The sequence below is a fragment of the Streptomyces sp. NPDC002076 genome, from assembly GCF_053593835.1.
The window spans coordinates 184,160-204,381 of sequence record NZ_JBSFDI010000012.1 but is presented as its reverse complement, the minus strand read 5'-3'; the positions used below and the strand labels follow the sequence as shown (position 1 = coordinate 204,381).

Sequence of the window (20,222 nt, the reverse complement as noted above, 5' to 3'; positions counted from 1 at the left end):
CTCAAGACGGCGAAGGGCCCCGGGTCGGAACCCGGGGCCCTCCTCATGACCGGCGCAGGCGCTAGTCGTTGTTGGTGAAGATCGCCACCAGCCGCAGCATCTCCAGGTAGATCCACACCAGGGTCACGGTGAGACCGAACGCGGCGAGCCAGGACTCGTTGCGCGGGGCGCCGTAGGCGATGCCGTCCTCGATCTGCTTGAAGTCGAGGGTCAGGAAGAACGCGCCGAGCACGATGGCGACGATGCTGACGAGCGCACCGAGCGGGCCGAAGCTGCGCAGGCCGCCGTTCTCGGCGACGCCGAACACGACCAGCAGCAGGTTGACCGCCATGACCACCAGGAACGCCATGGCGATGGCCATGCCGATGCGGGCGTAGCGGGCGGTGACGCGGATCCAGCCGGCCTTGTAGACGAGCAGGGTCGCGGCCGAGACCGCCATGGTGCCGAGCACCGCCTGGAAGGGGGCGCCGCTCCAGCGGCTGTTGTACATCTCGCTGATGACGCCGAGGAAGACGCCCTCGAAGGCGGCGTACCCGAGGATCAGCGCGGGCGACGGGGTCCGCTTGAAGTTCTGGACCATCGCCAGGACGAACGCGACGATCGCGGAGCCGATCGCCAGGCCGTAGCTGGTCGCCGTGACCGGCAGCAGCGCCCAGGCGAGGACGGCGCCGACGGCGACGGTGCCGAGCGTGATGGCCGAGCGGACGACGACGTCGTCCATCGTCATCCGGTCGGTGGTGACCGGGGCCTGCGGCGGGGCGCCGACGCCCTGCTGCGCGTACGGGTTCTGGGCGTAGGGGTTCTGCGCGTACGGGTTGCCCTGTGCGTACCCGGCCTGCGGTGCGGTGTTGAAGCCGGCGTAGCCGTTGTCGCGGCTGAACCCCCGTCGCGAGAAGACCGGGTTACTGCTCCTCATTTCACTCCTCCATGGCTGGCGTGCGCAGCCTTGGCTCAAGAGTAATGGATTGGCAAAGGACCGACCATGATACCTGAGGAGGATCTTTCCCCTGCCGTGCTCGCCAACACGCTACGCGTACCGGTGATTCCCGGCCATGGGTGATCGGGTTCCATGACGAACCTGCTACCTCGCCGAGACGTGCCGCTAACCCAGCGGGAATCCGGTGTACGCCTCGGCCAGGTCCGTCTCGGCCGCGCGGGATGAGGCGATCCGCTCCAGCCGGGCCCGCTGGAGGCGGGCGTCGAAGGGGGTGGCGTCCGGGGCCGGATGGAGCATCGTCGTCATGTCGTAGGAGAACCGTTCGGCCTGCCAGACGCGGCGCAGGCAGGTCGCGGAGTAGGCGTCGAGGAGGTCCGCCGAGCCGGTCTCCTTCTCATGGACGAGGGCGCGGGCGAGGGTGACGACGTCACCGACGGCGAGGTTCAGCCCTTTGGCTCCGGTCGGCGGCACGATGTGAGCGGAGTCACCGGCGAGGAAGAGCCGGCCGTGGCGCATCGGCTCGTGCACGAAGGAGCGCATGGGCGTGACCGACTTCTGGGTGATGGGGCCGCGTTCCAGCCGCCAGTCGTCGTCCGTCTCGAAGCGGCGCTCCAGCTCCGTCCAGATCTCGTCGTCGGTCCAGTCGTCGGCGTCCGTGCCGGCGGGTACCTGGAGGTAGAGACGGGAGATGGACGGAGAGCGCATGGAGAGCAGGGCGAAGCCGCGGTCGTGGCGGGCGTAGACGAGTTCGTCGTGGGAGGGCGCGACGTCGGCGAGGACGCCGAGCCAGGCGTAGGGGTACGTCCGTTCGAACACGCGGGACAGGGCGGCCGGGAAGGCCGCCCGGGCCACGCCCCAGAAGCCGTCGCAGCCGACGGCGTAGTCGCACTCCAGCACGTCCTCGCGGCCCTGGTGTCTGAACCGGATGCGCGGCCGGTCACCGTCCGCGCCCTCCACCGCCAGCGCCTCCGCCTCGAACAGCAGCGGCCCGCCCTCCTTCAGCTGAAGGGCGATCAGGTCCTTGCAGACCTCGGTCTGGGCGTACACCGTCACCGACCGGCCGCCGGTCAGGCCGGGGAAGTCGACGCGGTGGCGGCGCCGGTCGAAGCGCAGCTCGATGCCGTCGTGCCGCAGGCCCTCCTGGTCCATCCGCTCCCCGGCGCCGGCCGCGCGCAGCACGTCGACCGTGCCCTGCTCCAGGATTCCGGCGCGCTGCCGATGTTCCACGTAGGCGCGGTCGCGACTCTCCAGGACGACCGAATCGATGCCGGCGCGGTGCAGCAGCCGCGCGAGCAGCAGTCCGGCCGGCCCCGCTCCGATGATCCCGACGGTCGTGCGCATCGGTTCGTCCCTTCGGGTCGACTCTACGGGTTCGCGTGGTGAAGTTTTGTTCACCATTCTCGCGCCAGAGTCTGCGCCGGGGGCCGACCGATGTCAATGGGGCCCATCGCGCCCCCGTAGGGGCGCGGGACCCTGTCGACAAGGGTTCAGTGACCCGGCCAGCCGTCCAGGTGGCGGTGCAGGGTGACGGTCGGCTGCGCCTCCGCCTTCGGCGCGTGGGCGACCGCGTCGCGCAGGACCGCGGTCACCTCGCCCGCCAGGCCGTCGACCCGGGTCCTCAGCTCGGCCGCGGGCAGTGTGGAGTGGGTCAGCGCGTCCAGCCGGCGGTGGATGTCGGCGAGCTGCTGCCGGGCGCCGTCGTCGAGGGTGAGCGGTGCCGGCGTGGAGACGACGAACTGGTAGGCACCGGCGAGGGTCTGGCAGCCGGTGCACTCCTTGTTGGCCGCGTCGCTGAGGTTCACGGCGTTCAGGTGCGTGTGCTCACCGGCGATCGTGACGATCTGGAAGGACAGCGCGACCGACCGGCAGTGGTCGTCGGCCGAGCAGCCGGCGGAGACCGCGTTGGCCTGGTTGCGCACCCCCGCCGCGTTGACGGTGCCGAACTGACGGATGGTGAAGGAGTCCTCGGCCCGCGTGTGATGGGCCCGGTCGGCGTGGCTGAAGACGTGGTCGGACGCGAAGGCCGCGTGCGCGGCGCCGGTCGCCGCCTGGGCCGGTACGGCGGTGGCCGCACCGGCGATTCCGGCCGCGAACAGACCGAGGCCCAGGGCGCGGCGGGCGAGGGGGTGGTTGCTGGAGCGTGCCTTGCGATGGCTGCTCATTGGGGTCTCCGTACGTTGTTCGGGCGGCCCGGGAGGGCCGGACATGGCTGATGAGGCGTCAGGACGACGCCGGTGCGGGCGAGCCACCGGACGGTGCGGGCGTGGGGCTTCCGGTCGGCGACGCGGGGACGCTCTCCGACGGGGTCGGGGAGGTCGGGGGGCCGGGGTCCGGGCTGCTGGGCGGGGTCGTACTCGCGGTGGTGCCACCGGTGGAGGTCTCCGGCTGATGGGACTGCGAGCCGGTCGGCGCGCCCGGTGCCGGATCGGACGCCGAGGACTGCGGCGCGGAGGCGGACGCGCTCATCGAGGTGTTCGGCGACGACCCGACGCCCGACGCCGACGCGGACGCTCCCGGCACCGCCGAGGGCGACACGGAGGCGCCGCCGGTGCCGTACCCGCCGCGCCCGCCCGGCCCCGGAGTCGAGGCGTCCCGCGGCGAAGGCTCCTCGGTCGGCACCCCGGGCTGCAGGATCGGTGCGATCGGGGGCTGCTTCGGGAGCGGCTTCGGGGTCACCCCGGACACCCAGGCGTAGGAGAGCCCGGTCAGTCCGGCGAGGGCGAGCACGCACAGCGCGAGGCGCAGCCCGGGCCGTCCGGCGGTGGAGCGCTTCGCGGCCCGGAAGAGCCGGCCGCCGATCTTCACCGACAGATAGACGACGCCGGCCATCGGGCACAGCAGCATCACGCTGCCGATCACCCCGACGAGCCCGGCGACGATCTGCCCGTGTGCGAACGCCCCGCCGGTGCCGAGGAGTTGCTCGGTCAGCGAGCGGACCATCGTGGTGAGGATCCGGGGCAGGTTCCACAGCGCGTAGCCCATCTCGCCGACGATCAGCGGCACCATCGTCAGCACCCAGCCGGCCACGATGGTGCGCGCGGACCTCTTCAGCCCGGCGACCTCCGCACGCGCCGCCCGGCCCTTCGCGCCCGGCACGAGCGAGAGCAGGATCGGCCTGATCTTGCCGTAGAGATCGGGAACTCCGGCGAGGTCGCCGAGGATGTAGTAGCCGTCCAGGCGGACGGCCGGCATCAGCTGTTCCAGGATCTCGAAGTGCCCGAGATAGACGGCGGCCAGGAAGAACTGCGCCCCGGTGGCGAAGTAGGCCCCGGCCATGGCCAGCATGAAGACGACGTTGAAGTACACCCCGCCGAGGTCCGTGCGGAGCCGGCCGGCCCGGGAGATCCGGTAGACGTCGGTGACGTCGGTGTACATCGACGGCCAGATGAGGAACAGCCCGCAGCCGATGCAGCCCGGCCGGGCACCGCCGTACCGGCAGGCGGAGGCGTGGCCGAACTCGTGGAACACGAGCGAGGCCACGGTGAGGACGAAGACGATGAGGATCAGCACCGGCTGGTCCAGGACCTCCAGCACCGGTTCGATCGCCCCGAAGAAGCCGAACAGCCAGACGTCCATCGCGAGCGCCGTGAGCAGCACGGCGGCGACCACGGCCGGGCGGTGCAGCCAGGCCAGGGCCCGCGCGATCCGCGCCGTACGGCGTTCGTCGAAGATCACCCGATGGCCCTTGAGGGCGAGCAGCAGGTCGGAGCGCGGGGCGTCGACCTCGTCGTCCTCCTGGCCCTCGGGCACGCACACGCCGAGCGGTTCGAGCTTGTTCTCCACCAGGTAGCGGATGTTCTCGCCGCTCACCTCGCGGCCGTAGCGGGCGCTGACCCGGTGGGCGATCGTCTCGACGTCACGGACGCCGTCGACGGACGACGCCACCAGGTACAGCAGTCGCGACAGCTGGACGACCTGCCCGTCCCCCCGACGGGCGATGTACTTCGGTTCGGTGAAGCCCGAACCCTGGTACTCGCCGTGCAGCCGCAGTCCCGCGCTGAGCCGCGGGGCGGGCCGGACCGGCGTCCCGACGGCCGGCAGGCTGCCGGTCGTCACCTGTTCGTACGTCACCGGCCAGCCACCGGGCCCGGGTACCGGACCGGTGTCGTACAGCGCGCTGGTGCCGTCGTCGAGCACCGTCATCTGTGGTCTCCCCCCACGTTCCCCCCGGAAAAGACCGCGGGGACGGACCACCCGCACGCCCTGTGCCTGGTGCCCTCCGGGGCGCTCGGCGCGCCCCTTCGGGCGGGTGCGGTCCGTCCCCACGGCCGTGGTGCCGTTACTGCGTGACGGTGATCGTCTGCTGGGCCGACGACTCGGCGTCCGACCACGAGGAGTGGTCGTTCATGGCCGCCGACTCGTTGTGGGCGTTGATGTTCGCGACGTGCTTGGTCACGTTCACCGTCCGGCCGAAGCTGAACTTCAGCCGGCCCAGGGCCTCGCGGCCCGGCAGCAGCTCCGCGGACTCGCCGTCCAGCTCGCGCATGTCCATGCTCATGGTGGTGGTTCCTTTCGTGGTGGTCGGGTCGGGTGCGCGCGGGCTACTGGCTGACGGTGATGGTCTGGCCGGCGCCGGAGTCGGCCACGGACCACGAGGAGTGGTCGTTCAGGGCGGCGGACTCGTTGTGGGCGCTGATGTTCGCGACGTGCTTGGTCACGTTCACCGTCTTGCCGAAGCTGAACTTCAGCCGGCCGAGGGCCTCGCGGCCCGGCAGCAGCTCCGCGGACTCGGCGTCGAGCTCATGGGCGTTCAACATGGTCGATTCCCCCTTGGGAAACAGGCGGTTCCGGTCGGAGAGAGTCAGGTTCCCCCCACACTCTGTCCAACTTGGTCGGACGAGCTGTCCAACGAGATTGGACACTAGAGCCTCGCGCCACCGCTCCGCAACCCCGATCCGGTGAATCACCCTTTCGGCGGCCCCGCTACCCGACCGTAGAATCGGCGCTGACAGGCACGGTCAGGTCGAGCGGCGAGCAGGAAGTGGACTTCAGTGGCCAACGCACTGCAGCGGTTGATCCGTGAGCGTCTCGATGCCAAGGGCTGGTCCTACGGCGACGTGGCGCGGCGCGGCGCTGTACCCCGCTCCACCGTCCACCACCTGGCCACGGCCGACCGGGTCGTCCGCATGCCCCAGGCCACCACCCTGGAGGGCCTGGCCAAGGGCCTTCAGCTGCCGCTGGACACCGTGCGCCGGGCGGCCGCCGAGGCCTGCGGCATCCACGTCTACGGCGGCCCGGCCGCCCCGGACACCGACGGTACGGCCGCCCGGGCGACCGACCCCGAGGTGGAACTGCTCATCGCCAGCGTGCAGCAGCTGTCGGCCGAGGACCGCCGGCATGTCGCCGCCCTGGTCGAGTCCCTGCTGGGGCGCTCCGCGCCGTCGACGCCGGAGAAGTGACCGGAGCGCCCGCTTCCGGGGCGCGCCGGAAAAATCATGCAACTTCGCCCGAACAGTCCCACATCCCCCGCTAGTCTCTCGTTCTGCCCGGGAAGCGAGAGCCGTGCTACCCGGGCCCTTTGGGGGGAACGTGTTGTTCGTGCATGGCGGGCCGGCCACCGCGGTGGTCCGGGGTCCCGCCGGTGAATCGGTCGTCCTGCTCTCCGGCGAACTGCCGGAGGTGCTCACCGAGGACGCGGTGACCGAACTGCTGGACCTGGCTGCCGCGATCCTGGACGCGGACGAGCTGGAGCTGTTCCACGCCTGCCTGCGCACCCTGCGCACGGACGGGCTCCGGGCGGGCCGGCGCATCGAGGTGGACGGTGCGGTCCTGACCGTGTACGAGGGGTGAGGAACTGCGAGGTCCGCCCCGGCTCCGCACGGCCGCCGGCTGACGTTCGGCGGCTGCGCCTATATGGGCAACTGCGTGTCACAATTGCCTAATTGCTAGGTTTTGATTGATATGGTGGTGCTCGAAGATCGTGGCGACAACGGCTACCTGATCTCCAGCGGTCACGCACGACTGCCGATCGTGGTCCCCCGCCGCTCCCTCGAGAACGCGCGACGCCGACCGGCCGCCAAGCGGCTGTTCACCCCGAGCGTCCCGCATCTGCTCTGGTCGAACAACCCGCAGGAACGGCTCAACAAGGAGATCCGCCGGCGCACCGACGTGGTCGGCATCTTCCCCGACCGTACCGCTCTGATCCGCCTGGTCGGCGCCGTCCTGGCCGAGCAGAACGACGAGTGGACCGAGGCCCGCCGCTACATGGGACTCGACCTGCTGGCCAAGGCCCGCCTCCACCCGATCGAGTCAGAAACCGACGAGACCGTCCTCCCGACCGAACTCACCGCATAGCCTCAAAACGAGATCACCGAGTGGTCGTCGATACACCACTCCAGCGGACGTGACCCCCGCTCGTGTCTGTAGCTCCCCGTGGTTTTCCGCAGAATCGGGCACGGATGGGGACGGGCCTGCTACGAGGCAGACGATGAGGATGCACTCTGGCGGGCTTGGACTTCTATGATCCCCGAGTGATGACACGTGATGGCCTCACGGTCACGGTCGCGGTGATGGTCGGGCGTGGCACGCCTGTCCATGGGTGGGGCTTGCTGCCGCTGTCTTTTCTGGGGGCGTTCTTCACGGCTGTGGGTTTGGTCCTGGCTCTCGACTATCGAGGGTTCGCGACCTGGCACCGCCGACGGGCTGAGGCGAGTGTGCCCTTGGTTGCGGCGCCTGTCCGAGGGCCGTAGAGGGCAGCGCGCGACTTCAACGACCGCGTCAACCGGGTCATGCAGAAGGTAGCGGCCTGGGGGTTCCTGGTTGTTGGCGTGTTCATCGCCGTCGGCGTGATCGTCCAAGGGATCTCGGGACCGTAGGTCTGATACCTCAGCTTGGGAAGCTGCGATCATTTGTGGCCGGTTCAGGCGTTGACCTGGGCGAACGGTCCGGGCGCGGCTCCGTCGGGTTCGGCTGCTTTCCCCGTGATTCCCCGCTGTTCCCGCCCGTTCTGGTGCGGTTGTGGTGCGCGCACTCGTCATCCACGCTCGGGGCCACCTACCGCTTCTGCGCCCTGTAGCGCTTCATCAGCGCAGTGATCCGTGCGTGGTCTGCCTGGCCGTTGAGCTCGGCCACGAGATCGTCAGGACACAACTCGTATAGATCGCCCCACCATCGACGTCCCCGGTTGTCCCAGATCCGGTAACCACCCGACACGCCCCGGGCGACGTAGCGTCTCCTGCTCACGGTCCCCCGTTCCCGGCACAACCTCGTACCGTCCTGTTGTGAACTCGGCAAGTATGGCCTGCTGGAGCTTCCCCATCCTCGTGAGACTGCGTTAGTTTCGCCGTTTGCATGGGAGGTACAGCGAGCCGAGGGCTTCCAACAGCATCACCGGGATGACGAGGTGCCGTCTGCCGCGTCCCACCCATGTCTTCTCACCTTCATTAGGAGGAACGGGTGGCCCATCGCGCCCTCGTACGCGGCTCGATCGCCGTAGCCGCATCATTCACCCTGGTCTCGGGCCTCGCCGCGATCGCCGCACCGCCCGCCCAGGCGGCCAGCCCCACCGAGACCGTCATTCCCGCTGCTCTGGACTACCTTCCGAGCTTGGACGTATTGAGCTTCGCTGGTCCCGGCGGGTTCCTGCACCAGCACAGCGGCAGCAACCCCGGGGCGGTGTGGACTGCTTACCAGGGCGGCCCGGACATCCCCGTGAAGGGGGCTTTCGCCGGACGCCCTGACGGCGCGGGCGCGGATGTCGTGGCTACCGTGGACACGACTGGCATCGAACTCCACGACATGGACGCCGGTACCACGACGAGCATCCCCATCCCGGCCGGCCAGCATTACATGGGCACGTACGGATCGCACGTTGTGACGATGGTTCCGGGGTCCTCGGGCCAGCGGTTCGCCTCACTGCACATCCTCACGTCGGCCGGCGGCCAGGTCACCGACACCCAGATGACGGGTTGGCCCGCAGACGCGACCATCGCCGGCGGCACGGGAGCGGGCGACGCCGACTCGACGGTCGTGCGCTACACCGACACCACGGGCGGACGGCTCGCCCTGGTAGACCTCAACACCGGCCGGATAACCCCGATATCCGGCACCGTGCCCGAGGCAAACGTCTCCGTCCTCCTGACGGACAAATACATCGCCTGGTATTCCCAGCAGGACACCTCGGCCGTCCACCTGGTACCGCGGTCCTCCCCCGGCGACCCGCAGAGGACCGTCACCGTGCCCGCTGTCGGCGGCATGGTGGCCACCGGATTCGGCATCGCGGGCGACTGGCTCATAGCAATCCACGGCCCCTCCGGCACCAGCACCCCAACCTACGGCCTAGGCGGACCGCTGACCGCCACGCCCCTGACCGGCGGCGACACGCTCACCCTCCTCCCCCACGCCAGCCCGGACCAGATCCGCACGGGATCGGGCGGCGTTCTGGTCACCGGCGGGGCGTCGGTCACCGACTGGGCAGCACGCAGGGTGACCCCTGGCTCCGATGGCACCCCCACCGTGACCGCAGTGGACTCCGATCCCGCGACGCCATCACCGATCGACGGACTCTCGCTCGCCGGCGGCACCCTGTTCACCGACGAACGCGGCAGCATGCCCGCCGTGAACGGCTTCACCCGCACCATCACGCTGGGCACCACGCCCTCCTACGGTGCCCACACGAGGTTCGGCCAGACCTGGGCACCCAGCAACTGCGACGCAGCGGCCTCGTGCCGGCCGATCGGTACCGGTGACGGCCGCATCTCGCAGCTGTGGCGCTCCGACGGCGACAAGGTCACCGTTCAGCAAGGCGAGACCGGCTACTTCATCGAACCTTCCGCGACCGGTGGCACACTCATCGACGCCGACGGTCGCTATGTGGTCTACGACGGCGGCTCCACGCACAAGCAGTACATCGGCGACACCGATTCGGCCAACCCCGGCCGGGTACTGTTCACTCGCCCGGTCACCGGGGCGGCGCTGTCGGGGTCCACGCTGTGGGAGGCCGGCCCGACTGCGGGCACCATCAGCCAGGTCGACCTCACCACGCAGAAGACTGTGCAGACCCTTGCCACGGGTGCCCCGTGCGTGCCAAGCGAACTGCAGGCCGCGGCCAGCCGGTGGGTCTACTGGTCCTGCGGGAACAACGGACCGGCCGGTGTGTGGGACCTGACCACGGGCAAGGACATCCCCTTGCCTTCCGCAGGGCTCGCCCAGCTCGGCGACGGCTATCTCGTCGAACACGACGAGGCTGCCGGAAAGCTGGTGCTCACCGACGTCCACACCGATACCGCGGTCACCAGCGACCTGGCCGATCTTCCGGCCGGGCCGCTTACCGACGACCGCCGCATGACCTGGGCGGTGGACAAGTACCACGGCGGGATCGCCTACCTCGACGGGCACGAGAACATCCACGTCGTCGACCCGCAGATTCCCGCATCCGCCCCCGCGCCGGCCGCTGGCACGGCCATGCTGACCGGACAGGTGCTCCCGCCGGGACACCATCTGAGCAGCGGCAGCGTGACGCTGGTGATGCAGACAGACGGCAACCTCGTCGCCTACCTCAAGACAGGCGGCGGCACCGGCCAGGCCATCTGGTCCAGCAGGACCTCCGGACACCCCGGCGCGTACGCGATCATGCAGACCGACGGCAACCTCGTCATTTACACGAGCACCGGCGGCCCCGGTAAGGGCGGCGCCCTGTGGTCCACCAAGACCCACGGCAACCCCGGCGCGTACACGGCCCTGCAGGACGACGGAAACCTCGTCGTCTACCGGGCGGCCAGCACCGCCCCCGGCGGTGCCCTGTGGTCCAGCGGCTCGTACGCACGCTCCCAGACCATCGCCTCCGGCCAGACCATGAAGGCCGGATGGTGGACACAGAGCCGATACACCCGGCTGGTGATGCAGACCGACGGCAACCTGGTGATGTACCGCAAGCGCGACGGCGCCGCCATCTGGTCCAGCAAGACCTCCGGACACCCGGGGGCGTACGCGATCATGCAGACCGATGGGAACATCGTCGTCTACGAAAGCAGCGGCGGCCCCGGTAAGGGCGGCGTCCTCTGGTCCACCAGAACCTACGGCAATCCCGGGGCGTACGCGGTGATGCAGGACGACGGAAACCTCGTCGTTTACAAACGCACTGGCGGCATCGGCAAGGGCGGCGCCCTGTGGGCCAGTAACACCACGCACAACGTCCCCTGACCCCTCTCGTAAGCGTCACAGGGCGCCGACCCCAGCCAGGGTCGACGCCCTACCCAAAAGGCCCCTCGTTAGACATTCCGAGAAGCCTTTTTGATGCTCTGATGCAGGTCAGAGCTAGTGCCCCCGGCAGGGTTCGAATCTGCGACACCCGCTTTAGGAGTTCGATCTACGGGGCGCCTCGCCGTACGCCGCGATAGAGGGTGCGAGGGCAGGGCGACCGTGGGCGTGCGCTGTCGTTGATGTCAGGTTTGGATGTCAGGCAGGCCGCGGCACGATGCTAACCGCGCGGTAGTCGTAGCCGTTTTGTTTGAAACCGGAGGCTTCCCACGTGAGGTCCATGTGCTGTCACGGCGACAGCGCGCGGAAGCCGGTCGCCTGGATGTCGGAGAACTGGCCGAAACAGCCACCAGGGAGTCGAGCATGGCCCATGCCCAGACGTCCGACGTCGTCCGCCCGCATCAGCCTTCCGCCGTCGCGCAGTCAGACACCTGCGGCCCGTTTGCGCCCCCACCCCGCGGCACCGGTCTAACGATGTGACCACGATCACCCGTGTGGTGTAGCGGCATTTCGGACACAGCGCGAATCAGGAGCCGTGCCGTCGGCGTAGTGTCCGTACTTCTCACTCAGGAGTCCGGGAAGGGCTCCTGACTGGCACTCACCACCTTGGAGGCTGTAGCCCGGTGAGAATCCGAATCCCCCTTCCCGCTTTGGCCACTGCGACGCTGCTGACCGCCGCCCTGGCGCTGCCGGCCGCCACCGCGTACGCCGACCCGGCCCCGGCCGACGCAACCGCCGCACCGTGGTGCGAAGGCAAGGCGTCCGACGGCACCACCCTGTTCTTCGTGGACACCCAGTTCTCGTCCACGCTGCTCACCTACGGCAACGAGGCCCTGACCGCCACCGGCAAGGTACTCGCCCAACAGCCCGACGGAACCCTGGCTCCCTACTCGGGCCCGTACACCCTCAGCGTGACGCTCGGGAGTGCAGGTCTATACGCGGCCGTGGGGACCGTCGCCGCCGACGGCAGCTTCACGGTCCACAAGTCGGTACCTGAGTCGGCAGGCAAGCCGCAGCTCACGCTAAAGGCTGTCATCGACCGCATGGGCTTCTGCGGGCCGTCCACACAGGTCGACCCGGTGACCGAGCCGACCCGGATCGTGCTCGACAAGGCGACCGCCGCGGAGGTGCCGGCCTGGGCGACCACCAGCATCAGCGGAATCCTGGAGTACCAGGCGCAGGACGGCACCTGGCACCCCGCCGCCGGCCAACCCCTCACGCTCCAGGGGGCGCACTCGACGCAGGCCGGCACCACGGGCAGCGACGGCCGGTTCTCCTTTACCCAGGACGTATACAACACGCCGAGCCACTGGACCGTGGACGCGCGAGACCACACCGGGGGCTGGGACGAGTACCTGACCGGCTCGTCCGCCGGTTTCGACGTCACGTCGATCGTCCAGCACGCCACACTCCACCTGGCCTCGGCGAAGGTCGACGCCCACTCCAGGCTCTCCCTGTCCGTGAGCGCGGACAGCACGAACGCTGCGGTGCCCGGCAACGTCCTGTACCTCCAGCAGTCCGCCGACGGGAAGACCGGCTGGACGACGGTGGACCGCATCCCGGCGAATCCGCTTCCCGTCGCCCGGGCGGTCACCTTGGCCGTCAGCAACCCACACGGCTATTGGCGACTGTTCTCGCCGGCCGCGACCGACTTCCCGGCCGCGTACAGCAACACCGTGCACACTTCCGTCTATGCGACGAAGGTGACGGGCGGGAAACCGAACCACACCACGGTCTCCAGGAACAGCTACGTCAGCTTCAGCGGCCACGTCTACGAGCAGGGCACCACCGGCCCCTGGAAGCCCGTGACCCACAGCTACGTGACGCTGCTCTTCCGCCCGGCGGGCCAGAAGACCTGGCTGTCGCGGGGCCGGGTGAAGACCGACGGCAGCGGCGCCTACCGGATCAGCGGCAAGGCGACCACCGGCGGCACCTGGGTCGTCGTCTGGTACACGCCGGACAGCGCGCACGTGGACGCCCAGGGTCCGCAGACCTACGTCCACGCCTAAAAGCGAGCGTGTTCGCGAGCGTTTCCCGGCGGCACGGACCATCTCCGACAGCCTCCCGGACGTCACTCGCATGAGATGGCCGGCAACAAGCCCGAGGCCTTCTACCTGCGATGAAATCGCAGGTAGAAGACCCAATCGTACGAGCGTTACTTCTTCTTGCGCTGGGTCTTGTCAGGGATCTTGGAGGCGTGTGTTTTTGCAGCTCCGGGGCCTGCTGGCGGTCGCGTGAGTGGTCGTCATTGGTCGTTGTCGACCGCTGTTGAGCGGCTTCGGACGGCCCAGAGACGGCCCAGAGTATCGACGAGTGCGTCCATGAGCGCACGAACTCATGGGCTTCTGAGGACGCGCTCCTCGTCTGATCCTTCATCTCCACCTTGGCCCTCCTCGTAGGTGTACCCAGGAGGCGGAAGTGTCAGGTCGGCTTCCGGTATCGAGAGGCTCAGCCGCATCAGCAGGAGCATCGCAAGCTCAGCCTCGTCGAACTTCTACTGCCAGCAGATCCTGCGGCATTCTTCCCTGTCCGTCACCAAGCGCTACGCCCATGCGACGCGCAAGCTGACGCGGGACGCCGCGAACCGGGTCGGCAACGCCCTGTGGGGCCGGTCCGGCGCACGCACCCGGAGACGGGCCCGATTGAGACCGTGGGTGCAGATCATGGCGAACCCCGTAGCGGTCGACACCCCCTGGGGCATGTAGCCCAGGGCGAGGCCGCCATCACCCCGGACAGGACCTGTGGCCGCGCGGTACGCCCCCGGCGCACCCCGTAGGAGCGACTACCCCTGTCGGTCACTAAGCGTCACCGAATCAGCAGGGCGCAAGCTGACGAAGGATGCCGCGAAACGGCTCGGCGGCGCGCTGCGGGAACCGTAATTGCAACCAGAACTGCAACCAGCGGGCCACTTCCGGGTCACCCCGAGGGCGGCCCGCCTCCTGCGTAGCAGACGAGGTGGTGCCCGGAGCCGGACTTGAACCGGCACGCCCGCGAAGGGGCAGCGAGGTTTAAGCTCGCCGTGTCTGCATTCCACCATCCGGGCAGGCCATGGGCTCCGCTACGAGGTTTGAGCCTATCGGGACGCATCCCCCGAACAGCGGGAGAGCGGACCGATGTTGTCTTATTTTATTGACGTCTGAGGGTGCATCAGCCCGCGGAACGGGCCATCCGCACTTGCCAACAGCCTGACGTGACGTGGGTACGCGCGTACGTGGAATGACGGAATTTCACCGTCCGAACGAGGGTGTTCCACCCGTTCTCGACATCGTCGGACAGCGGTTCGAGGTCGAGTCGACGGCGAGTCGAGGGCAAGTCGGCGGCGATCCGGGGCGGTGCCGGTCTCAGGGTCCGCCGTCCTCCCCAGGTATGACGCCGCGCTCTCCCGTCCGACCCGAGTCGGCCTCCGGAACCGGAACAGCGACTGACTACACGCGCCCTGCGTGCCGGGACGATGGAGCGGTCCCCTTGGAACACACGTCGTCCCGACAGGAGCACCGTCCCGTGACCACCACACCCACCGCCGGCCGGACCACCGCCGTGGCCGCACGCGCCACGGAGCTGTCGAAGATCTACGGGCAGGGTGAGACCCGGGTGGTCGCCCTGGACCGGGTCTCCGTCGACTTCCGGCAGGCCGAGTTCACCGCGATCATGGGCCCGTCCGGCTCCGGCAAGTCCACGCTGATGCACTGCGTGGCCGGCCTCGACACCTTCTCCTCCGGCTCGGTGCGGATCGGCGAGACCGAACTGGGCTCCCTGAAGGACAAGCAGCTCACCAGGCTCCGCCGGGACAAGATCGGCTTCATCTTCCAGGCCTTCAACCTGCTGCCGACGCTGACCGCCCTGGAGAACATCACCCTGCCGATGGACATCGCCGGGCGGAAGCCGGACAAGGCCTGGCTGGACCGGGTGATCTCGATGGTCGGCCTGTCCGGGCGGCTCAGCCACCGGCCCTCCCAGCTCTCCGGCGGCCAGCAGCAGCGGGTCGCCGTCGCCCGCGCCCTCGCCTCCAAGCCGGAGATCATCTTCGGTGACGAGCCGACCGGAAACCTCGACTCGCGCTCCGGCGCCGAGGTCCTCGGCTTCCTGCGCAACTCCGTGCGCGAGCTGGGCCAGACCGTCGTCATGGTGACGCACGACCCGGTGGCGGCGGCGTACGCGGACCGCGTGGTCTTCCTGGCGGACGGCCGGATCGTCGACGAGATCCACGGGCCTACGGCCGACTCCGTCCTCGACCTGATGAAGCAGTTCGACGCGAAGGGCCGTACCTCCTGATGTTCCGCACCGCCCTGCGCAACGTCCTCGCGCACAAGGCCCGGCTGCTGATGACGGTGCTCGCCGTCATGCTCGGCGTGGCCTTCGTCTCCGGGACGCTCGTCTTCACCAACACCATCTCCGACGCCTACCAGAAGAGCTCCGCCAAGGGCTTCGACCGGGTCGACGTCGCCGTACAGCCCAAGTACCAGGACTCCAGGGGCGACCAGGTCGGCAAGCTGTCCGACCTGACCCGGGCCACGCTGGACAAGGCCGCCAAGGTCCCGGGCGCCGCCTCCGCGACCGGTGTGGTCAGCGGCTTCACCGCCGTCGCCGGCAAGGACGGCAAACTGGTCGGCGGCGACTGGCAGTCCAACGGCGGCAACTACTGGGGCACCAAGGACGCCCGGTACCCGCTGGTCAGCGGCCATGCCCCGCGCGGCGCGGACGAGGTCCTGCTCGACTCCAGGACCGCCGAGCGGGCCGGCTACCGGGTCGGCGACACCGTGCGCCTGTCCGTGAACGGCCCGGTCCTCACCCCGACCCTCGCCGGCATCTTCACCACCGACGACGGCAATGTGTCGGCGGGCGGCAGCCTCGCGCTGTTCGACACGCCGACCGCGCAGCAACTGTTCGGCAAGAAGGGCACCTTCGACGAGATCGACGTCAAGGCAGCGGCCGGCACCAGCCAGACCGCGCTGAAGGCCGAGCTGGACAAGGCCCTGCCCGCGCATCTGGTGGAGACCACCACCGGCAAGCAGCTCGCCGACGACCAGGCGAAGCAGATCGCCGACTCGATGAGCGGCCTGAAGCAGGCGCTGCTGGTGTTCGCGGGTATCGCGCTGTTCGTCGGCACGTTCATCATCGCCAACACCTTCACCATGCTGGTCGCCCAGCGCACCCGGGAACTGGCCCTGCTGCGCGCGGTCGGTGCCTCCCGACGCCAGGTGACCCGCTCGGTGCTGATCGAGGCGTTCGCGGTCGGCGCGGTCGCCGGTGTGGCGGGGCTCGCCGCCGGCATCGGCATCGGCGCGGGCCTGCGCTCGCTGCTGGGCTCCTTCGGCGCGAGCGTGCCCGACGGGCCGCTGGTGATCAGCCCCGGCACCGTGGTGGCCGCCCTCGCGGTCGGCATCCTCATCACCATGCTGGCCGCCTGGCTGCCCGGCCGCCGGGCCGCGAAGATCCCGCCGGTTGCGGCGATGAGCAGCGTGCACGCCAAGGCCACCACCAAGTCGCTGGTGCTGCGCAACACGCTCGGCGCCCTGTTCGCGGCGGCCGGCATCGCGGTGGTCCTCGCGGCCACGACGATGAACACCGACTCCGCCCAGGGACCCATGGGCATCGGCGCGGTCCTGCTCATCATCGGCGTGTTCATCCTGACCCCGCTGCTGTCCCGCCCGCTGATCGCGGCCGCCGCCCCGCTGCTGCGCGCCTTCGGCGTCTCGGGCAAGCTGGCCCGCCAGAACTCGGTGCGCAACCCGCGCCGTACGGCGGCCACCGCGTCCGCGCTGATGATCGGCCTGACCCTGATCACCGGCATGACGGTGATGGCGGGCAGCCTGCAGACCGCGATCGACAAGATGGCCAGTTCGTCGCTGCGTGCGGACTACGTCGTCTCGATGACCAACGGCGACCCGCTCTCCCCTGACGTGGCGAAGAAGATCGCCGCGACCGACGGCGTGACCGACAGCAGCCCCCTGCGCCGTGCCGTCTCCCGGATCGACGGCTCCAACGAGGTGCTGACCGGCGTCAACGGCTCCGCGATCGGCGCACTGACCCATCTGGAGATGGAGCAGGGCACCTTCGAGGTGGGCAGCTCCCGGGTCACCGTGGACGAGGACACCGCCAAGTCGCACGGCTGGAAGGCCGGGTCGGTCTTCACCGTGCGCTACGAGGACGGCAAGCGGCAGAAGCTGACGGTCGCCGGTGTCTACAAGGGCAACGAGATGTTCAAGGAGATCCTGGTCGACAACAAGGCCCTCACTCCGCACCTGCCCCACCCGACCGACAGCGACGTCATGGTCAAGACCGCGGGCGGCGCCTCCAGCGCCACCAAGGACAAGCTCGTCAAGGCTCTCGACTCCAACCCTGCCATCAGGGTCCAGGACAAGCAGGACATCTCCAACGCCATCGCGAAGATCTTCACGACGATGCTCAACATGCTCTACGGCCTGCTCGGCATGGCGGTGATCGTCGCGGTCCTCGGCGTCATCAACACCCTGGCCATGTCCGTCTTCGAACGCGCCCAGGAGATCGGCATGCTCCGCGCGATCGGCCTGGACCGCAAGGCGGTCAAGCGGATGGTCCGCCTGGAGTCCCTGGTGATCTCCCTGTTCGGCGGGGTGCTCGGCATCGGCCTCGGCGTGTTCTTCGGCTGGGCGGCCGGTCAGCTGCTGGGCACGAAGATGCCGACGTACGAACTGGTCCTGCCCTGGGGCCGGATGATGGTCTTCCTGCTGCTGGCGGGCACGGTCGGCGTCCTCGCCGCGCTGTGGCCGGCCCGGCGCGCGGCCAGGCTGAACATGCTGGCGGCGATCAAGGCCGAGTAGCGGTGGTACGACGGTGAAGGGGGCCCCGAGCAAAGGGGCCCCCTTCTGCCGTACCCGGGTCAGGTGTTCCAGGTGCGGGTGCGCAGCGGCAGCCCGGACGCGCCCGACTCCGGGGTGCGGACCGCCAGGACCTGGTTGACGCCGATCCGGTTGCGTTCGAAGGCGAGCGCGGAGGCGGCCATGTACAGCAGCCAGACGCGGGCGCGGCCGGGGCTGGTGAGGCGGACCGCGCGGTCCCACTCCCCCTGCAGGTTGGCGACCCAGCGGCGCAGGGTGCGGGCGTAGTGCTCGCGGATCGACTCCACGTCCCGCACCTCGAACCCGGCGCGCTCCAGCTGGGTGACGGTGGTGCCCACGGGCGCGAGTTCGCCGTCGGGGAAGACGTAGGCGTCGATGAACGGGTCGACGGCGTACGCCGACTCGTCGCGCTGCGGGCGGCGGGCGATCTGGTGGTTGAGCAGCCGGCCGCCGGGCTTCAGCAGGTCGTGCAGCCGGCGGGCGTACTCCAGGTACCGCTCGGCGCCGACGTGTTCGGCCATGCCGATGGAGGAGATGGCGTCGAAGGGGGCGTCCTTGACGTCCCGGTAGTCCTGCACCCGGATCTCCACCCGGTCGGTCAGCCCCTCGTCGGCGACGCGCTTTCGGGCGTACGCCGCCTGCTCCTGCGACAGGGTGACCCCGACGACGCTCACCCCGTGCTCACGGGCCGCGTGGATCGCCATCGAGCCCCAGCCGCAGCCGACGTCCAGCAACCGTTGACCGGGCGCCAGGCCGAGCTTGGCGCAGACGAGTTCGAGCTTGTCCCGCTGGGCCGTCTCCAGGGTGCCGGCGTCCTCCCAGTAGGCGCACGAGTACACCATCGAGGGGCCGAGGACGATCTCGTAGAAGTCGTTGCCGACGTCGTAGTGGTGGCTGATCGCCTGCTTGTCGGTGCGCCGGGTGTGCAGATGCCGGCGCGGTCTGCGGACCTCCTCGCGCGGCGGGGCGGGCGGGAGCGGCGGCCCGGCCAGCTTCAGCAGTTCGCGGCCGGCGGCCCGGACGGCGGGGTCGCGCAGGGACCGGAGCAGGCCGGGGGCGTCCTCGCCGCGCTCCCAGACGAGGCCGGCCAGGGCGTCGAGCGCGGTGTACAGGTCGCCCTCGATGTCCAGGTCGCCCGCGACCCAGGCGCGGACGAGGCCCAGCTCGCCCGGTTTGAACAGCATGCGGCGCAGGGCCCGGCGGTTGCGCACGACGAGCGCCGGCGCGTCCGGCGGCCCGGCCTGCGACCCGTCCCAGGCACGGATCCGTACCGGGAGCGGGACTCCCAGCCCTTGCTCGGCAAGACTCCTCAGCCGCGACGCGGCGTCAGTCATGGCGCACACCTCCAAGACGAGATCCCGGATGCCGGTAACCACGTAAACACCGTTGGCCCTCCGGCGCAGTCCCGCAAAGGAGTTACAAGTGGGCAAAACAGCTGTACCGGCCACGCAGATGGGGGCGGAGTGTGCGCGAAGCCGCGCCGTCGGTCAAGCCACGACTTGCAGGGGCATGACGCGTACCGGGAGGCCGGGCCGTAATGGATGGCGTACCCGGCTTCCCCTTCTCCTCATCGGATGTGCATTGCCATGGTTCGTCTTTCCAGGTTCCACCGTCTCGCCCTGCTCACCGCCTCGACCGCTGTGATCACCGGAGGTGTGCTGTCGCAGGGCAGCGCGTTCGCCGCCACTGAGTGGCAGAAGATCACCGACTCCCCGAGCGGCATCACCGTCCGGCTCCCCGGAAAACCCGTGGTGCAGAAGTACAGCGATCACGGAGTCAACAGCCGCGACTACGTGGTGCCTACCGGATACGGCGCCCTGGGCTTCTCGGTCTTCGACGGGCCCGGCAAGGCCCCGGACAAGCCGTGGGACCTCAGAACGGGTCTCAAGGCCGCGGTGGACGGTTACAACAGCAGCGACACCAGCGCCCGGCTGCACAGCACCGACGTCCATGACGGCACCAAGGACGGCGACCGGTATCTGGAGGCCAGGCTCGTCGGAGCCGACGGCAAGGTGGGGCACATCCGCCTCGTCGACCACGGCAAGCAGTCGATCGTGGTCATGACCATCGGCACCGGCAGGCAGCGGGCCGCCGTCGACCGGGACTACCGGCAGGTGCTCGACAGCATCAAGACCCCGGACCACGCGCCCCGGCAGGTCGCGGAACCCGCCGTGTCCACCTGACCGGAGTGTGTCACCGGCTCGGCGGCAGGCGCGTCGGCACGCCGAAGGGGCCGCCCGCACCACGGATGGCAGGCGGCCCCTTCGGTG

General features: G+C 69.5%; 15 protein-coding genes, 1 tRNA gene and 2 pseudogenes. 8 read left to right on the top strand and 10 right to left on the bottom strand.

The genetic code is table 11. The features are described from left to right. Window positions 1-61: 61 nt before the first annotated feature. The 6 genes from ACWCQS_RS25630 to ACWCQS_RS25605 form a co-directional block, all read right to left on the bottom strand. Window positions 62-916, bottom strand: coding sequence for a Bax inhibitor-1/YccA family protein (locus ACWCQS_RS25630; RefSeq protein WP_388631934.1), 855 nt, complete (start codon window positions 914-916; stop codon window positions 62-64). Window positions 917-1,102: 186 nt separating this feature from the next. Then, window positions 1,103-2,278 carry a 4-hydroxybenzoate 3-monooxygenase gene (locus ACWCQS_RS25625; protein WP_451006612.1) on the bottom strand — a complete coding sequence of 392 codons (1,176 nt, stop codon included), beginning with the start codon at window positions 2,276-2,278 and terminating at the stop codon, window positions 1,103-1,105. 146 nt (window positions 2,279-2,424) lie between these two features. Further along, on the bottom strand, window positions 2,425-3,099 hold the full coding sequence (locus ACWCQS_RS25620; protein WP_450984036.1) for a hypothetical protein: 675 nt from the start codon (window positions 3,097-3,099) through the stop codon (window positions 2,425-2,427). A 58-nt stretch (window positions 3,100-3,157) separates the two neighbouring features. After that, on the bottom strand, window positions 3,158-5,080 hold the full coding sequence (locus ACWCQS_RS25615; protein ID WP_451006611.1) for a hypothetical protein: 1,923 nt from the start codon (window positions 5,078-5,080) through the stop codon (window positions 3,158-3,160). A gap of 136 nt (window positions 5,081-5,216) precedes the next feature. Beyond that, the gene (locus ACWCQS_RS25610) at window positions 5,217-5,435 is read right to left on the bottom strand and encodes a hypothetical protein (protein ID WP_388631945.1); all 219 of its coding nucleotides are present in this window, start codon (window positions 5,433-5,435) and stop codon (window positions 5,217-5,219) included. A 43-nt stretch (window positions 5,436-5,478) separates the two neighbouring features. Continuing rightward, window positions 5,479-5,694, bottom strand: a complete 216-nt coding sequence (locus ACWCQS_RS25605) for a hypothetical protein (RefSeq protein WP_451006610.1) — start codon at window positions 5,692-5,694, stop codon at window positions 5,479-5,481. A 234-nt stretch (window positions 5,695-5,928) separates the two neighbouring features. Here ACWCQS_RS25605 and ACWCQS_RS25600 point away from each other — a divergent pair, with 234 nt between their 5' ends. The 3 genes and pseudogenes from ACWCQS_RS25600 to ACWCQS_RS25590 form a co-directional block, all read left to right on the top strand. Continuing rightward, window positions 5,929-6,336: a helix-turn-helix domain-containing protein gene (locus tag ACWCQS_RS25600; RefSeq protein ID WP_451006609.1), complete on the top strand. Its 408-nt coding sequence runs from the start codon at window positions 5,929-5,931 to the stop codon at window positions 6,334-6,336. Between the two features lie 139 nt (window positions 6,337-6,475). After that, window positions 6,476-6,727, top strand: a complete 252-nt coding sequence (locus ACWCQS_RS25595; protein ID WP_244189471.1) for a hypothetical protein — start codon at window positions 6,476-6,478, stop codon at window positions 6,725-6,727. A gap of 261 nt (window positions 6,728-6,988) precedes the next feature. Continuing rightward, window positions 6,989-7,231, top strand: a pseudogene (locus ACWCQS_RS25590) (transposase); the annotation flags it as partial. Between the two features lie 699 nt (window positions 7,232-7,930). On the opposite strand, the gene ACWCQS_RS25585 reads toward ACWCQS_RS25590, so the two are convergent. Further along, window positions 7,931-8,119 (bottom strand): hypothetical protein, encoded by a 189-nt coding sequence (locus ACWCQS_RS25585; protein ID WP_451006608.1) that lies wholly within the window; start codon window positions 8,117-8,119, stop codon window positions 7,931-7,933. 213 nt (window positions 8,120-8,332) lie between these two features. Between ACWCQS_RS25585 and ACWCQS_RS25580 the strand changes: the two genes are divergently transcribed. Then, complete coding sequence (locus ACWCQS_RS25580; protein ID WP_451006607.1) at window positions 8,333-11,077, top strand: hypothetical protein; 2,745 nt, start codon at window positions 8,333-8,335, stop codon at window positions 11,075-11,077. Between the two features lie 255 nt (window positions 11,078-11,332). On the opposite strand, the pseudogene ACWCQS_RS25575 reads toward ACWCQS_RS25580, so the two are convergent. After that, window positions 11,333-11,536 (bottom strand): annotated as a pseudogene (locus tag ACWCQS_RS25575) (cold shock domain-containing protein). Window positions 11,537-11,784: 248 nt separating this feature from the next. Between ACWCQS_RS25575 and ACWCQS_RS25570 the strand changes: the two are divergent. Further along, window positions 11,785-13,143: a hypothetical protein gene (locus ACWCQS_RS25570; protein WP_451006606.1), complete on the top strand. Its 1,359-nt coding sequence runs from the start codon at window positions 11,785-11,787 to the stop codon at window positions 13,141-13,143. Between the two features lie 947 nt (window positions 13,144-14,090). Here ACWCQS_RS25570 and ACWCQS_RS25565 read toward each other — a convergent pair. Continuing rightward, window positions 14,091-14,177 (bottom strand) — tRNA-Leu (locus tag ACWCQS_RS25565). Between the two features lie 458 nt (window positions 14,178-14,635). On the opposite strand from ACWCQS_RS25565, the gene ACWCQS_RS25560 reads away from it, so the two are divergent. Beyond that, window positions 14,636-15,406, top strand: a complete 771-nt coding sequence (locus tag ACWCQS_RS25560; protein WP_388631970.1) for an ABC transporter ATP-binding protein — start codon at window positions 14,636-14,638, stop codon at window positions 15,404-15,406. Then, on the top strand, window positions 15,406-17,934 hold the full coding sequence (locus ACWCQS_RS25555) for an ABC transporter permease (protein WP_451006605.1): 2,529 nt from the start codon (window positions 15,406-15,408) through the stop codon (window positions 17,932-17,934). The genes ACWCQS_RS25560 and ACWCQS_RS25555 overlap by 1 nt, the downstream gene beginning before the upstream one ends. A gap of 59 nt (window positions 17,935-17,993) precedes the next feature. On the opposite strand, the gene ACWCQS_RS25550 is transcribed toward ACWCQS_RS25555, so the two are convergent. Beyond that, complete coding sequence (locus tag ACWCQS_RS25550; protein ID WP_451006604.1) at window positions 17,994-19,286, bottom strand: class I SAM-dependent methyltransferase; 1,293 nt, start codon at window positions 19,284-19,286, stop codon at window positions 17,994-17,996. 252 nt (window positions 19,287-19,538) lie between these two features. On the opposite strand from ACWCQS_RS25550, the gene ACWCQS_RS25545 reads away from it, so the two are divergent. Beyond that, a complete protein-coding gene (locus tag ACWCQS_RS25545; RefSeq protein ID WP_451006603.1) occupies window positions 19,539-20,135 on the top strand; it encodes a hypothetical protein in 597 nt (198 codons plus the stop codon). Window positions 20,136-20,222 lie beyond the last annotated feature (87 nt).

Bases quoted from the DNA above. Each gene is read 5' to 3' on its own strand.
- ACWCQS_RS25630 (WP_388631934.1), bottom strand. From the start codon at position 916: ATGAGGAGCAGTAACCCGGTCTTCTCGCGACGGGGGTTCAGCCGCGAC.
- ACWCQS_RS25625 (WP_451006612.1), bottom strand. From the start codon at position 2,278: ATGCGCACGACCGTCGGGATCATCGGAGCGGGGCCGGCCGGACTGCTG.
- ACWCQS_RS25620 (WP_450984036.1), bottom strand. From the start codon at position 3,099: ATGAGCAGCCATCGCAAGGCACGCTCCAGCAACCACCCCCTCGCCCGC.
- ACWCQS_RS25615 (WP_451006611.1), bottom strand. From the start codon at position 5,080: ATGACGGTGCTCGACGACGGCACCAGCGCGCTGTACGACACCGGTCCG.
- ACWCQS_RS25610 (WP_388631945.1), bottom strand. From the start codon at position 5,435: ATGAGCATGGACATGCGCGAGCTGGACGGCGAGTCCGCGGAGCTGCTG.
- ACWCQS_RS25605 (WP_451006610.1), bottom strand. From the start codon at position 5,694: ATGTTGAACGCCCATGAGCTCGACGCCGAGTCCGCGGAGCTGCTGCCG.
- ACWCQS_RS25555 (WP_451006605.1), top strand. From the start codon at position 15,406: ATGTTCCGCACCGCCCTGCGCAACGTCCTCGCGCACAAGGCCCGGCTG.
- ACWCQS_RS25550 (WP_451006604.1), bottom strand. From the start codon at position 19,286: ATGACTGACGCCGCGTCGCGGCTGAGGAGTCTTGCCGAGCAAGGGCTG.
- ACWCQS_RS25545 (WP_451006603.1), top strand. From the start codon at position 19,539: ATGGTTCGTCTTTCCAGGTTCCACCGTCTCGCCCTGCTCACCGCCTCG.